Raw genomic sequence first — 12,949 nt, 5'->3', positions numbered from 1 at the left:
GGCATGCTCAGGCGGCGTCGTGAGCGGCGGCCTCGCGGATGGCCGAACGCTTCTCCTCGCCCAGCAGTGCGTGGTAGCTGATGCCGGCGATGACCGCGCCGAGGACGGGCGCCAGCCAGAAGAGCCACAGCTGGGCCGGGGCACCGTCGCCGTGGAAGAAGGCCACGCCGGTGGACCGGGCGGGGTTCACCGAGGTGTTCGACACCGGGATGGAGATCAGGTGGATCAGCGTGAGCGCCAGGCCGATGGCCAGGGGGCCGAAGCCCTGGGGGGCGCGGTCGTCGGTGGCGCCGAGGATCACGTACAGGAAGAACGCCGTGAGGATGACCTCCGCCAGCAGGACGGCCATCATCGAGTAGCCCTCGGGCGAGTTCGCGCCGTAGCCGTTGGCCGCCATGCTGCCGACCGCCTCGAAGCCGGCCTTGCCGGTGGCGATGGCGTAGAGCGCACCACCAGCCACCAGACCGGCGATGACCTGGACGACGACGTAGGGCAGCACGTCCTTCCACGGGTGGCGGCCAGCGGTGGCCAGGCCGACCGTCACGGCCGGGTTGAAGTGCCCGCCGGAGACATGACCGACGGCGTAGGCCATGGTGACCACGGTGAGCCCGAAGGCCAGGGCGACGCCCAGGTAGCCGATGCCGACGTGGATGGGCTCGCCAGCAGCCTCCCCCATGCTGGCGGCGGCGAAGATCGCCGAGCCGCAGCCGCCGAAGACCAGCCAGAAGGTGCCCAGGGCCTCGGCGGCCAGGCGCTTCGGCATGGCGGGGAGGCTGGGGGTGGGTTCGAGGGCGTGGGTTTCGACAGTACTCATCTGCCCAGTATCTCAAGGATGTGGAAGTGCGTGGTGCCGGGTGCGGGTGAGTCAGGCCTCCGGGGCCGGCTCGCGTGCGATGAGGACCGCCTGGCGGTCGCGCTCGGTGCCCAGTGGGAGGCGGTCGAAGCGGGCCACCGAGGTCATGCCCTGCTCAGTCAGCCGCGCGCCGACCTCCTCCAGGCTCCGGTGAGCACGGAGCAGCTCCACCTCATGACCGTGCTCCCGGAAGGCCTGGGCGATGTCGCGCACGCCGGTGCCGGTCTGGAAGGCCAGGAGCAGCAGCCCGCCGGGGCGCAGGACCCGTCGCATCTCCGTGATCAGCCCGGGCAGGTCGGCATCGCCGGTGTGGATCGTGGAGTACCAGGAGAAGACCCCGTCGAAGGTGTCGTCGGCGTGCGGGAGATCGTCCAGCGACGCCACCTGCGCCGGGAACTCCGGGTGGTCGGCCCGGGCGCGCGCGACCATCCCGGGCGAGAGGTCGACGCCCTCGACCGTGCAGCCTCGCCCGGCGAGATGGGGCAGCAGCCGCCCGGCGCCGCAGCCGGCGTCGAGCACCCGCCGCTGGCCCTCGAGCAGCGAGCAGAAGAGGTCGATCATCCCCAGCTCGAGCGGGGACTCGGCCTCGGTTGCGGTGAAGTGGTCGGCGTAGGTGTCGGCCACCTCGTCGTAGGCGGCGCGGACGCCCGCGGGGTCGATGGTGGCGACGTCACGCTGAGTGCTCATTGTTCGCCCCCTCACGCCGCGTTGGCGATGACGAAGAAGCTCGGCTCCTCGTACGGGTGGGCCGCGACGAGCGCGGCGAGGATGGCCTCCTTCTCCGCGGCGGTGAAGGGCACCTCGCAGCGGCGCTCCTCGACGCGCTCGATCTCGCCCACCGTGCCGATCGTGGGGTCGGCGTCACCCACGGGCCGGAACTGTCCCACGCCGTCGACGGTGAAGGCGCACTCGGTGTAGTCACCGATGCGGCCCGCACCAGCCGCGAAGAGCGCGGCCAGGACGGCGTCCGCGTCGTCGCGCGGCACGGTGAAGACGAGGGTGTCGATGCGGGAGCTCTGGTGCGTCGTCATGCCCCCATCGTCGCAGCGGGTCCGGGCTCCGCCCCCTCCCAACCGACCGTGCCACCCTGACCTGCGTGATCGACGAGCTCTGGATCCGGGTGAGCGCCACCCAGCCGCCCCTGCACCCGCTGGCCTCGGTGCTCGTGGCGGTGCTGGCGCTCGCGGCCACCTGGAGCCCGCTCGGTCATCACCTGCTGCGCCACGCGGTGACGGTGGTGCATGAGGCGGGGCACGCCCTCGTCGCGCTGCTGGTCGGCCGCCGGCTCACCGGCATCCACCTGCACCGGGACACCTCGGGGGTGACGGTCTCCCGTGGTCGGGCGCGGGGGCCGGGGATGGTCGCCACCCTGCTGGCTGGCTACCCGGCGCCCGCGCTCCTGGGCCTGATCGGCTCGTGGGTGGTCGGCACCGGGCACGCGGCCGCCTGGCTGTGGGGCTTCGTCGCCCTGTGCGTGGTGATGCTGCTGCTCGTCCGCAATCTCTACGGGGCCTGGGTGGTGCTCGCGCTGGGGGCGGTGGTGGGTGCGCTCAGCTGGTGGTCCACCGGCCCCCTGCTCACCGCGGCCGCCCAGCTCACCGTGTGGGGGCTGCTCCTCGCCGCCCCGCGCGCGGTGCTCGACCTGCAGCGCGGCCGGGTCCGTGTCCGGCGCCGGGGCCACCGCGACACCAGCGACGCCGGTCAGCTGGCCGACCAGACGGGCGTCCCCGGCATCGCCTGGACGGTCCTCTTCGCCCTGGTCTGCCTCGGCTGCCTGGGGGTGGCGCTGTGGGCGCTGGTCGGGGAGAGCGGGCTGCGGCCCTGACACGGAGGGGCTGTGCTCCCGCCCACCGTCCCTGACGAGACGACGCCGCCCGCCCCGGGGCGGGCGGCGTCGCCGGTCGACGATCTGTCGCTCAGTACTCCGGGTAGGTGGTGAGCGGGATGTCGTCGTAGCGGGCGGGATCCTGCTGCTCCGCCGTGCCGTGGGCGACGTCCCGGACGATGCCGAGCAGCCCGGTCTCCACGGCCTTGACCAGCTGGCCCTTCTTCTTGGCACCCCACGACTGCGTCTGGCCGCGGACCTCGAAGAGCACGGTGCCCGAGCCGTTCAGTGCGAAGGAGCCCAGCGCGGTGCCCGGCAGGTCGACCTCCTGGTCGTAGAGGGAGATCTTGCCGAAGGGCGAGTTCCCGCGGCTCTGCAGGGCGTCGTAGGCGCTCAGGGTGAGCTGCTTGGAGTAGTCGAGGTCGTAGCCCTTGTCGTGCTGGGCGTGGTTCTCGATGTCGACGAACTTGCCCGAGAGCGAGAGCGTCACCTCCTCGCCGGTGTCACCGACGAGGTAGCAGGGGCCCTGGTGGTGGAGGTCGACGAAGGTGTCGACCGTCCCGAACTCGGCCTGGAGCTCCCGGTAGAGGTCGCGGATGTTCTGGCTCTCGGGGTGGATGTACCAGCCCGGGTCGTCCGAGGTGCCGGGGAAGTCCCCCGGCGAGGGCACGTAGTCGAGGTCGGGGTGGAAGTCGCGGTTGACGTCGAACCCGGGGCGGGCGGCGTAGTCGTCACCCTGGCGGGGCTGGGTGTAGTAGTTCCACGGGGCCGGGGCGTCGGCTAGCTGGGGGAAGTCCGCGAGGACCTCGTCCCAGGTGCGGTCGTTGGCGCGGCGGTCGAGCTCGCTGGCGTCGGGGTTGAGCTGCGGCACGGCCACGACGGTGATCTGCTCGCGGAGCGCCTTCGCCTCGGGGGTGTTCCCGCTCATCGTCCGGAGCAGGTTGAGGATGGCGAGGGTGCCGGTCTTCTCGTTGCCGTGGATCTCGCTCTCGATCATCACGACCTTGTCGCCGTGGCCGACTCGGGCGGCCCACACGTCGCGCCCCTGGTTGGACTGCCCGATGGTCTCCACCGAGAGGGTGCCCTTCGAGTTCCGCTCGAGCTTCTGCAGCTCGCGCTCGAGCTCGGCGTGGCTGATCCAGGCGTTCGTCCCGGTGTCACCGGTGTTGTCGTTGCAGCTCTGGCCCGCGGTGGCCGCCGACTTCGGGGTGGAGGCGGAGGGGGCGGGCTGCTGGGGGCCGGCCAGAGCCGGTGCGGTGAGGCTGGCGGCCAGAGTCAGGGCGAGGGCGGAGCCGGTCAGGCGGTGGTGCATGGGGACCTCCTGAGGGGTGGATGGTCCGGCTCATGGAAACCCCACTCCCGGGGCCTGTCAAGGGTTGAAAGTGGGGGGGCGGGTCGGGTATCCGCGCGGGCGGATGTCCTGTGCGGTGGGTGTCGGCGGGGCAGCCAGTCGGACTGTCGGAACAACTCGGTCACCGCTATTGTTGACATGTCACGAAATACCAGGAGGCATCATGAGCAGCATGCAGTTCGGCATCTTCAGCATCGGAGACCTGACGACCGACCCGCACACCGGCCGCACGCCGACCGAGCACGAGAAGATCCGCAACACCATCGCGCTCGCCGAGAAGGCCGAGGAGGTGGGCCTCGACGTCTTCGCGACCGGCGAGCACCACAACCCGCCCTTCGCCGCCCCGGCCAACCCGGCCGTGCTGCTCGCCCACCTGGCGGCCCGCACCGAGCGGATCATCCTCTCGACCGCCACCACCCTGATCACCACGAACGACCCGGTCCGCCTCGCCGAGGACTACGCCTACGCCCAGCACCTCGCCGAGGGCCGCCTCGACCTCGTGATGGGCCGCGGGAACACCGGGCCGGTCTACCCGTGGTTCGGGCAGGACATCCGCGACGGCATCGAGCTGGCCATCGAGAACTACTCGCTGCTCCACCGGCTGTGGCGCGAGGAGGTCGTGAGCTTCCGCGGCAAGCACCGCACCCCGCTGCAGGGATTCACCGCCACGCCCCGCCCGCTCGACGGGGTGGCGCCCTTCGTCTGGCACGGGTCCATCCGCAGCCCGCAGATCGCCGAGCAGGCCGCCTACTACGGCGACGGCTTCTTCCACAACCACATCTTCTGGCCGCCGGAGCACACGCAGCGCATGGTGGAGCTCTACCGCCAGCGCTTCGAGCACTACGGCCACGGGCGGGCCGAGGAGGCCATCGTCGGTCTCGGCGGGCAGGTCTACATCGCGCCCACCAAGGAGCAGGCCATGGCCGAGTTCCGGCCCTACTTCGACCGGGCCCCGGTCTACGGCGGCGGCCCCTCCCTGAAGGAGTTCACGGCCCAGACCCCGTTGACCGTCGGCACCGTCGAGGAGGTCATCGAGCGCACGCTGGGCTTCCGCGACTACGTGGGCGACTACCAGCGTCAGCTCTTCCTCATCGACCACGCCGGCCTACCGCTGGAGAAGGTGCTGGAGCAGGTCGAGATCCTCGGCACCGAGGTGGTGCCGGTGCTGCGCAAGGAGTTCGACGCCGTGCGTGCCTCCGGGGTGCCGGACGCCCCCACCCACGCCGCGCGGGTGGAGGCCGCCGGCGGGCCCGGCGCGCCGCGCTTCGGCGAGCCGGAGGCTGACCGCTGGACCGGCCGCCGGGCGGAGGACGACAACCAGCTCGGAGGTGTGTGATGACGCGACTCGTGATGGTCTCGGCCGGGCTCGGTGACCCGTCGACCACGGCCCTGCTCGCCGAGCGGATCGGCGCTGCCGCGGTGGAGGCGCTGGGTGGTGGGGCCGGTTCTGCGGCGGGGTCGGCTGGTTCCGGTTCCGTGGTGGGCGTGGACGTCCACCACGTGACCCTGCGCGGGCACGCCCACGCCATCGCCGACGCGATGCTGGCGGGGTTCCCGGCCGGGGAGCTGGCGGAAGACCTCGAGCGGGTGCGGGCGGCGGACGCCCTCGTGCTCGTGACGCCGACCTTCCAGGCCACCTTCTCGGGGTTGTTCAAGGGCTTCCTGGACCTCGTCGAGCCCGGCACGCTGCGGGGCACGCCGGTGGTGCTGGCGGCCACCGGCGGCACCGAGCGGCACTCGCTGGTGGTGGACCACGCGCTGCGGCCGCTGGCGGCCTACCTGGGGATGCTGCCGACCCCGACCGGGGTGTTCGCCGCGACGGCGGACTTCGGGGGCGAGGGTGCGGAGGCGCTGGAGCGCCGGATCGCTCGGGCGGCGGGGGAGCTGGCCGGGCTCGTGGGTGGTGGCCCGGTGGTGGGGGTGGGCCGCTCCGGCGAGGGCACGGCCAGCGGCGGGCGGACCCTGGGCTCGGGGGACCCCTTCGACCCGGAGGTCGTCACCCCCTTCGAGCAGCTCCTCGGCGACCTGGGGCAGCCCCCGCGCGACAGCTGAGAGGCGCACCGGTGCGCATCCGTGGGCGTCCCCTCCGCCACCTGCGCACCGGTGCGCACGTCGACCGTCGGGAGGGTCACCGGTACGCATCTGGCCGCTACCGGACACCCCCAATGCGCACCGGTCCGCTTTTGCGGTGTCGGCCACTCCAGAAGGCAAAGGGTCCGCATCTGGTGTGTCTGCCGTGGACGGGATGCGCACCGGTGCGCACGTCGACCGTCGAGAGGGTCACCGGTACGCATCTGGCCGATGCCGGACAGGCGAGATGCGTGCCGGTGCGCACCTCGGCTGTTGCGCCGGTCTGTCAGCCGCGGGGGCGCAGGCGGGCGTTGGGCAGGTTCGGGGCCGGAAGCGGCTCCGGCTGCCCCTCGGGCCACGGCCCGAAGAGGTCCACCTCGTCGGCCACCAGGGGGACCGGCGTGTCCGTGGGCTCCCCGGGCTCGAAGCCCAGCTCCCGCTGGTAGCGCGCCCGGAAACTCGCCACCTCCTCGTGGCTCCGCCCCACGAAGTTCCAGAACATGACGATCTCCTCGCCCAGCGGCACGCCGCCGATAAGGACCAGCCGGGCCCCCTCCGGGCCGGCCCGCAGCACGAGCTCCTCGCGCCCCACGGCCAGGTGCAGCAGGTGCCCGTCCGGCACCACGTGCTCGTCGGCCCCGCCCTCGGACGCGCCCGCCGCCCGCACCGCGAGCTCCCCGGAGTCCATCAGCAGCCCGTGCTCGAAGGCCGGGTCCACGGGCACCGTCACCTCCGCCCCGGCCCCGAGCCGGATCTCGGCCCCCACGAGCCCCTCGGTCCAGGTCTCCACCGGTGAGGTCGAGCCCAGCAGGGAGCCGATGAACACCCGAGCCTCCCCGCCCTCCAGCTCCACCGGCGGCGCCGTGTACTCCTGCAGGCCGGGGTCGCCGTGGCGCGTCGCGTCGGGCAGGGCGTACCAGAGCTGCACCCCGTGGAGCACCTCCGTCTCGGGGGTGGAGATCTCCTGGTGCGTGATGCCGCGCCCGGCGGCCATGAGGGCCAGGTCGCCCGGCTCGATGCGGGCCCGGCCGCCGGTCGAGTCGAGGTGGTCGACGCCCCCGGAGAACAGCCAGGACACGGTCGCCAGCCCGGTGTGGGGGTGCCGTGCCACGTGCATGCCGCCGGTCTCGGCCACGTCGTCGGGGCCGTAGTGGTCACAGAAGCACCAGGCCCCGATGAGGGAGATCTCCCGGTGCGGCAGGGTGCGGCGCACGGTCATCGCCCGGGGTCCGCCCAGCGGCACCTCGCGCGGGGAGAGCAGCCCGTCCACGGCGGGGTCGCCGAGGCACACGGTGTCGGTGGGGTGGGGATCGGGGTTGCTCATGGGTCCTCCTGGGCGGGTGACCAGCTACTTCACCACATCGCGGGCCTCCGGGCCAGAGGCTGCCCGTCCCGGCTCCCGGACGCCCACCGCCCCCTCGGAAGCACCGCGTCCGGCACGATGGGGGCATGCGCATCGAGGTCGTCTGCCTGGGGAACATCTGTCGCTCGCCCGCCGCCGAGGCGGTGCTGCTCCACGAGCTGGAGGCCGCCGGCCTGGAGGGGGTCGAGGTCACCTCGGCCGGCACCGGTGGCTGGCACGTCGGTGACCCGCCGTACCACCTGAGCAGCGCCGAGGGGGAGCGTCGCGGCTACCGCTTCGAGACCGTCGGGCGGCAGCTCCGCCCGGAGCACCTCACGGCCGCCGACCTGGTGCTGGTCATGGACGAGTCCAATCTCCGCGACGCCCGGGCGCTGGCGGAGACGCCCCGGGACGCCCGCAAGGTGGTCATGCTCGGGGCCTTCGCCCCCGGTGCCGTGCCCGGCTCCCCGGAGGCCGTCCCGGACCCCTACGGCCAGGACGCCCCGGCCTTCACCGCCATGTACGACCAGATCGAGCCCGCCGTTCGCGGGGTGGTCGAGGCGATCCGCTCCGACCGGGTGGACGAGGTCCTCGACGCCCACGCCGACTGACCGCCCGACGGGAGGCGTGACCGTGAGCGCACCGGACACCGGCACCACCGGCATCGAGGAGCGTGGCGGGCGGCGGGTGTTCGTCAAGGACCACCCGGACCCGCCGCCCCGGCTGCTGGAGTTCGAGGCGGTCGGGCTGCGGGCGTTGGCCGCGGCAGGTGCCCGCGTCCCACAGGTGCTGGCCGTTCGCGGGACCGAGCTCGTGACGACCGTGGTGGGTGACGAGGAGGCCGCGGGGGCGGCGGCCTGCGCGACCCCCTCCGACGCCGCGGGCCGCGCGGGCGGGGATGGGCGCGACCCGGGTGCGTTCGGCCGGGAGCTGGCCGCGCTGCACCGCACGACGAACCCGGCGGGCTCCTACGGCGCGCTCGACGGACACCCCGCCGGGTGGCTCGGCGCCTGCCCGATCGACCTCACACCACGCAGCACCCTGGCGGACTCCCTCCTGGGCGACCGGGTGCTGCCGCTGGTGCGCCGCGCCGTGGATGCTGGCGTCCTCGACCCAGCTGCCGCGCGGCTGGCCGACCGGCTAGACGCCGACCACCTGGGCCCGGCCGAGCCGCCCACCCTCGTCCATGGGGACCTCTGGGCCGGCAACCGGATGGTCGACGCCGCCGGGCGCTCCTGGCTCATCGACCCCTCCGCGCACCACGGCCACCGGGAGGAGGACCTCGCGATGATGCAGCTCTTCGGCGGCTTCACGCCGGCCGAGCTCGCCGCCTACGACGAGACCTTCCCGCTGGCCGGGGGGTGGCGCGACCGGGTGGGTACCTTCCAGCTCGTCCCGCTCCTGGTGCACGCCCTGCTCTTCGGGGGTGGCTACGGTGCCCAGACCCTGGAGGCGCTGCGGCGGGTCGCGTGACCCTCAGTGGCCGTGGCCGGACCCCTCGTGGTCGTGCTCCTCGCGGTCCCCGGAGGGCGATTCGGCGGAGGGGCTGGGCTCGGCGGGGCCGGAGCCCGCGGGGGACGCCGCCCCGCAGGCGGAGAGGGTCATCGCGCCCAGCAGGGAGAGTCCGGCAGCGGCGCGGGGCGATCGACTAGGGGTGAGAATCATTCGCATGAGCCGGACCCTACCCACTATTGGGAACGATTCTCAATCGAGGGGGGTGTGGCCCATGGGCGGGGTCCTGCTGCCGTGCCGAGCGGCCCCCGGGCGGCCGGGAGCGGCCAGGGCGTGATCGCCGCTGGCCGCTCCCGGGGGTGCTGCGGCAGGATCCGCCGCGCTCCTCGCTCAGCGCTTGTGCGGGGTCTTGCTCACCGCGCTCTGGGCGTTGATGATGCCGTGGCCGTAGAAGCCGTTGAACTGCTCGTCACCCTCGCAGGTGGCGGTGTACGCGTCGGGCAGGCCGGGGTAGGCGAACACCGGGGCGTCGCAGGCCCGCTCGTGCGCGGAGCGCTCGAGGAGCGACTGGACGCGGTCCGGCTGCATGCGCTTGCCGCCGAGCGTGTTGTCCGGCTGCCCCTTGGCGTCGATGATCAGGGCGGCCACACCCGCGGCGTGGGGGGAGGCCATCGAGGTGCCCTGCATGTACTGGTAGTAGGCGACCTCACCGTCCGGGGTCTCCTCGCGGACGACGAAGTCGTTGGTCGGCATCCCGTTCTCGTCGAGGTCGCCGGCCTCCTCCAGGACCCCCTTCGGGGCGGCGGCCAGGACGAGGTTCTCCGGGCCCTGGCTCATCTCGTCGCCCTCGAAGTCGCGGTAGGCGCCGCCGGGGGCGGCGACGCTGATCTCGCTGACGCCGTAGTTCGAGTAGTACGACTTCAGGCCGGACGGGCCGACCGCGGAGACGCCGATGACCCCGTCGCCCTGGACCGGCAGGTCGAGGCAGGAGCTGTCGATGAGGCGGTCCCGCTCGCTGCCCTCGGGCAGGCCGGGGCTGGAGCTGTCGATGCCGGGGTCGCCCAGGTCGAGGGCGGAGTTGCCCAGCGAGCCGACCAGCGTGACGCCGTGGTCGTGGGCGTGGTTCAGGGCGCGGTTGGTGGCCTCGATGGTGAAGCGCTGCTCGGCCTGCTCCTCGGGGCTGTCCGCCGGGTTGGAGGGGCAGTTGAAGGCCCACGGGTCGATGTAGTAGCTCATGTTCACCACGTCGACGCCGGCCTCGGGGGCGTAGGTCAGGGCGTCCAGGGTGGCGGCCAGGAAGAAGTAGCCGCTGTCCTGCCCGGTGCGCAGGTTGACCAGCTCGGCGTCGGGGGCGACGCCGACCATGCCCAGACCGTTGCGCGGGGAGGCGATGGTGCTGGCCACGTGCGTGCCGTGACCGCCCTCGTCGACGTCCGCGGCGTCCTTGCAGTCGGCCTCCTCGCAGGGGCCGTCGAGCTCGGGGACGTCGGTGGTGAAGTTGCGGGAGAGCTCGGCGTTGAAGTTGTCGCGGATGTCGGGGTGGTTCCCGTCGATGCCGGTGTCGAGCACGCCGACGCGCACCCCCTCGCCGGTGGTCGTGCGGTGGGCCTCGGGGGCGTCGATCATGTCGAGGTTCCACTGGCGGTCGCTCAGCGGGTCGTCGGCGGGCAGCGGGCCGGGGTGGTTCTTGTCGCGGCCCTGGCCGCCCTTCTTGCCCTTCTGGTCCGGGCCGATCGTCGAGCGGTCGGTCGCGGGGTGGGCCGGGCGCTCGGCCTGGGCGCGCTCCACCTCGTCGGCGGCGTCCATGCGCTCCTGGAGGTCCGCGCCGGGGGTGTAGCCGATGACGCGGTCGGCGATGGTGCCGTAGACGGACGGGGCGGCCTCGAGGCGCTGGGCCAGGTCGGCCGGGCCGTTCACGGTGTACAGGCCGATGGCCTCGTTCACCTCGGCGACCTCACCGCCGGCGGCCTCCACGGCGGCGGTGACCGACTCCGTGTTGGCGCCCTCCGTGCCGAGCACGAGGTGGCGGCGGGTCTCCTCGGACGTGGTGGACGGGGAGGCGTCACCGGCGGCGACGGTGGGCTGGGCGGCGGACAGCGAGCCGGCCAGGGCGATGGCGGCCACGGCGGCGCCGAGGCGCTTCGGGGTGCGCGACATGAGGGGATCCCTTCTCTGAGTGTGGCCGGCCGGCAGGGCAGCCGCCCGGCTCCCCGACCGTAGGGGGGACCCCCTGCCCGAGGGGTGCGTCGTGATGGCTTCGTGACGGAATCGTGGCCGTTTCGTTGCCGTCGCGCCCTCCGGCGGGGTGCGGCAGCGCCCGCCCCGGGCGTGGGGCGGGCGCTGCGGTGGGGTCGACCGGAGAGGAGGTCAGGCGCGGGGGGCGATCTCCTGCAGGCCGCGCTGGCCGTCCTCGATGCGGAAGGTGGCGTCCGTCCGGGCGGCGGCACCCGGGGTGGTCACGTGGTCCAGCACCCGGAAGTCGGCCGTCATCGCCTCAGGGGTGATCGTGGTGCGCACGTACCCGCGCTGGTTCTTGTAGTACTGGATGTGCTCGTTCCAGGCCATGGTCTCGTTGACCTCCGCGGCGTCGCCGTCGCCCGTCGAGGTGATGGAGCTGCAGACCAGCTCGGCGCCCACCACCTGCTCGGCCTCCGGGCCGGTGCCCTCGAAGTCGGCGAGCACGTCCGAGGCCCAGTGGCGGTGCACGTCACCGGTGAGCACCACGGGGTTGCGCACCCCGGCCTGCACCCACCCCTGGGTGATGCGGTCCCGCGACCCGGTGTAGCCGTCCCAGCCGTCCATCGAGTGGTGCTCGAGCTCCGGCTCGACCTTGCCGTCGCGCTCGGCGAAGAACACCTGCTGGCCGAGCAGGTCCCAGCGCTGCGTGGAGCGCTGGAAGTTCTCCAGCAGCCACTGCTCCTGGGCGTCGCCGGTCAGGGTGCGGGCGGGGTCCAGGCGGTCGGTGCAGTTGGTCTTCCAGCCGTCGCCGCAGGCCTGGTCGTCGCGGTACTGGCGGGTGTCCATCATGTGGAGGTTGGCCAGCTGGCCCCACTGGGTGCGGCGGTGGAGGAGCGTGTCGATGCCCTGCGGCATCGACCGGCGGCGCAGCGGCATGTTCTCGTAGTAGGCCTGCATGGCCGCCGCGCGGCGCTGCAGGAAGTTCGGCTGCGGGATGTGCGGCTTCTCGTACACCTCGTCGGCCCAGTTGTTGTCGATCTCGTGGTCGTCCCAGACCACCAGCCAGGGGGCGACGGCGTGGGCGGCCTGCAGGTCGGGGTCGGCCTTGTACTGGGCGTGCCGCTGGCGGTAGTTCGCGAGGGTCTCGGTCTCCGGGCCGCGGTGGTCGCGCGGGTTGCCGCCGTCGATGACATAGGTGTCGGCGGTGTACTCGTAGATGTAGTCGCCGAGGTGCAGCACCACGTCGGGCTGGTCCTCCGCGAGGCGGCGGTAGGCGGTGAAGTACCCGTGCTCGAACTGGGAGCAGCTGGCGAAGGCCATGGCCAGGGCGGCCGGCATCTCCCACGGGGCCGGGGTGGTGCGGGTGCGGCCGACCTCGGAGAGGTGGCGGCCGGCCTTGAAGCGGTAGAAGTACTCGCGGCCGGGCTGCAGGCCGTGCGTCTCCACGTGGACCGAGTGGGCGGACTCGGGGCGGGCCAGCTCGGTGCCGCGGGCGACCACCCGGCGCATGAGCGGGTCCGTGGCCACCTGCCACTGCACCGGGACGGTGCGGCGGGGCATGCCGCCGAGGCCGTCCTCGGCCAGCGGGTCGAGGGCCAGGCGGGTCCACAGGACCATGCCGTCGGGCTCCGGGTCGCCGGAGGCGATGCCCAGGGTGAAGGGGTTCGTGCGCAGAGGGGCACCCGGGGAGCGGTCCGGGGCCACGGCGGTGGCGCCGGTGGCGGTGGCCAGCCCGGCCGTGAGGGCCGTGGCGGAGGAGGCGACCAGCAGGGAGCGGCGGGAGAGGAGGTGGTTCATGCCGGGGACGCTATGGGCGGGCCGTGCACGCCGGGAGGCGTCGGGATGGACTGGCGGTGAACAGGATTCCAACGTTTGGTC

General features: G+C 73.2%; 13 protein-coding genes. 5 read left to right on the top strand and 8 right to left on the bottom strand.

Going from position 1 to position 12,949, the window contains the following annotated elements; all coding sequences use genetic code 11:
* Nucleotides 1-7: 7 nt before the first annotated feature.
* From aqpZ to CFT82_RS05465, 3 genes are read right to left on the bottom strand one after another with little or no spacing between them, the layout of a single operon-like run.
* Entirely contained in the window at nt 8-814 is an 807-nt protein-coding gene (gene aqpZ / locus CFT82_RS05475) for an aquaporin Z (RefSeq protein ID WP_115306684.1), read from the bottom strand.
* A 51-nt stretch (nt 815-865) separates the two neighbouring features.
* Entirely contained in the window at nt 866-1,540 is a 675-nt protein-coding gene (locus tag CFT82_RS05470) for a class I SAM-dependent methyltransferase (RefSeq protein ID WP_088817995.1), read from the bottom strand.
* An 11-nt stretch (nt 1,541-1,551) separates the two neighbouring features.
* Nucleotides 1,552-1,884 (bottom strand): hypothetical protein, encoded by a 333-nt coding sequence (locus tag CFT82_RS05465; RefSeq protein WP_088817994.1) that lies wholly within the window; start codon nt 1,882-1,884, stop codon nt 1,552-1,554.
* 65 nt (nt 1,885-1,949) lie between these two features.
* On the opposite strand from CFT82_RS05465, the gene CFT82_RS05460 reads away from it, so the two are divergent.
* The gene (locus CFT82_RS05460) at nt 1,950-2,678 is read left to right on the top strand and encodes a M50 family metallopeptidase (protein ID WP_088817993.1); all 729 of its coding nucleotides are present in this window, start codon (nt 1,950-1,952) and stop codon (nt 2,676-2,678) included.
* Nucleotides 2,679-2,769: 91 nt separating this feature from the next.
* On the opposite strand, the gene CFT82_RS05455 is transcribed toward CFT82_RS05460, so the two are convergent.
* The gene (locus CFT82_RS05455; protein ID WP_088817992.1) at nt 2,770-3,990 is read right to left on the bottom strand and encodes a M14 family zinc carboxypeptidase; all 1,221 of its coding nucleotides are present in this window, start codon (nt 3,988-3,990) and stop codon (nt 2,770-2,772) included.
* A 211-nt stretch (nt 3,991-4,201) separates the two neighbouring features.
* Here CFT82_RS05455 and CFT82_RS05450 point away from each other — a divergent pair, with 211 nt between their 5' ends.
* Both CFT82_RS05450 and CFT82_RS05445 read left to right on the top strand, forming a co-directional pair.
* A complete protein-coding gene (locus CFT82_RS05450) occupies nt 4,202-5,365 on the top strand; it encodes a CE1758 family FMN-dependent luciferase-like monooxygenase (protein ID WP_088818348.1) in 1,164 nt (387 codons plus the stop codon).
* Nucleotides 5,365-6,081 carry a CE1759 family FMN reductase gene (locus CFT82_RS05445; protein WP_088817991.1) on the top strand — a complete coding sequence of 239 codons (717 nt, stop codon included), beginning with the start codon at nt 5,365-5,367 and terminating at the stop codon, nt 6,079-6,081. The genes CFT82_RS05450 and CFT82_RS05445 overlap by 1 nt, the downstream gene beginning before the upstream one ends.
* Nucleotides 6,082-6,385: 304 nt before the next feature.
* Here the strand turns inward: CFT82_RS05445 and CFT82_RS05440 are convergent, their stop codons facing one another.
* Complete coding sequence (locus CFT82_RS05440; protein ID WP_088817990.1) at nt 6,386-7,423, bottom strand: pirin family protein; 1,038 nt, start codon at nt 7,421-7,423, stop codon at nt 6,386-6,388.
* A 125-nt stretch (nt 7,424-7,548) separates the two neighbouring features.
* Here CFT82_RS05440 and CFT82_RS05435 point away from each other — a divergent pair, with 125 nt between their 5' ends.
* Together CFT82_RS05435 and CFT82_RS05430 are read left to right on the top strand one after the other, a co-directional pair.
* On the top strand, nt 7,549-8,052 hold the full coding sequence (locus CFT82_RS05435; RefSeq protein WP_088817989.1) for a low molecular weight protein-tyrosine-phosphatase: 504 nt from the start codon (nt 7,549-7,551) through the stop codon (nt 8,050-8,052).
* 22 nt (nt 8,053-8,074) lie between these two features.
* Nucleotides 8,075-8,914 (top strand): fructosamine kinase family protein, encoded by an 840-nt coding sequence (locus tag CFT82_RS05430; protein WP_088818347.1) that lies wholly within the window; start codon nt 8,075-8,077, stop codon nt 8,912-8,914.
* A gap of 3 nt (nt 8,915-8,917) precedes the next feature.
* Here the strand turns inward: CFT82_RS05430 and CFT82_RS11705 are convergent, their stop codons facing one another.
* The 3 genes from CFT82_RS11705 to CFT82_RS05415 form a co-directional block, all read right to left on the bottom strand.
* Nucleotides 8,918-9,112 carry a hypothetical protein gene (locus CFT82_RS11705; RefSeq protein WP_088817988.1) on the bottom strand — a complete coding sequence of 65 codons (195 nt, stop codon included), beginning with the start codon at nt 9,110-9,112 and terminating at the stop codon, nt 8,918-8,920.
* 171 nt (nt 9,113-9,283) lie between these two features.
* The gene (locus tag CFT82_RS05420) at nt 9,284-11,050 is read right to left on the bottom strand and encodes a S8 family peptidase (RefSeq protein WP_088817987.1); all 1,767 of its coding nucleotides are present in this window, start codon (nt 11,048-11,050) and stop codon (nt 9,284-9,286) included.
* A gap of 210 nt (nt 11,051-11,260) precedes the next feature.
* Nucleotides 11,261-12,868 (bottom strand): alkaline phosphatase D family protein, encoded by a 1,608-nt coding sequence (locus CFT82_RS05415; RefSeq protein WP_088817986.1) that lies wholly within the window; start codon nt 12,866-12,868, stop codon nt 11,261-11,263.
* Nucleotides 12,869-12,949 lie beyond the last annotated feature (81 nt).

It is taken from the genome of Kytococcus aerolatus (genome assembly GCF_900187395.1).
Classification (GTDB): Bacteria; Actinomycetota; Actinomycetes; order Actinomycetales; family Dermatophilaceae; genus Kytococcus; species Kytococcus aerolatus.
Note: the sequence above shows the minus strand (reverse complement) of the source record. Positions and strands in the feature narration are given on the sequence as shown.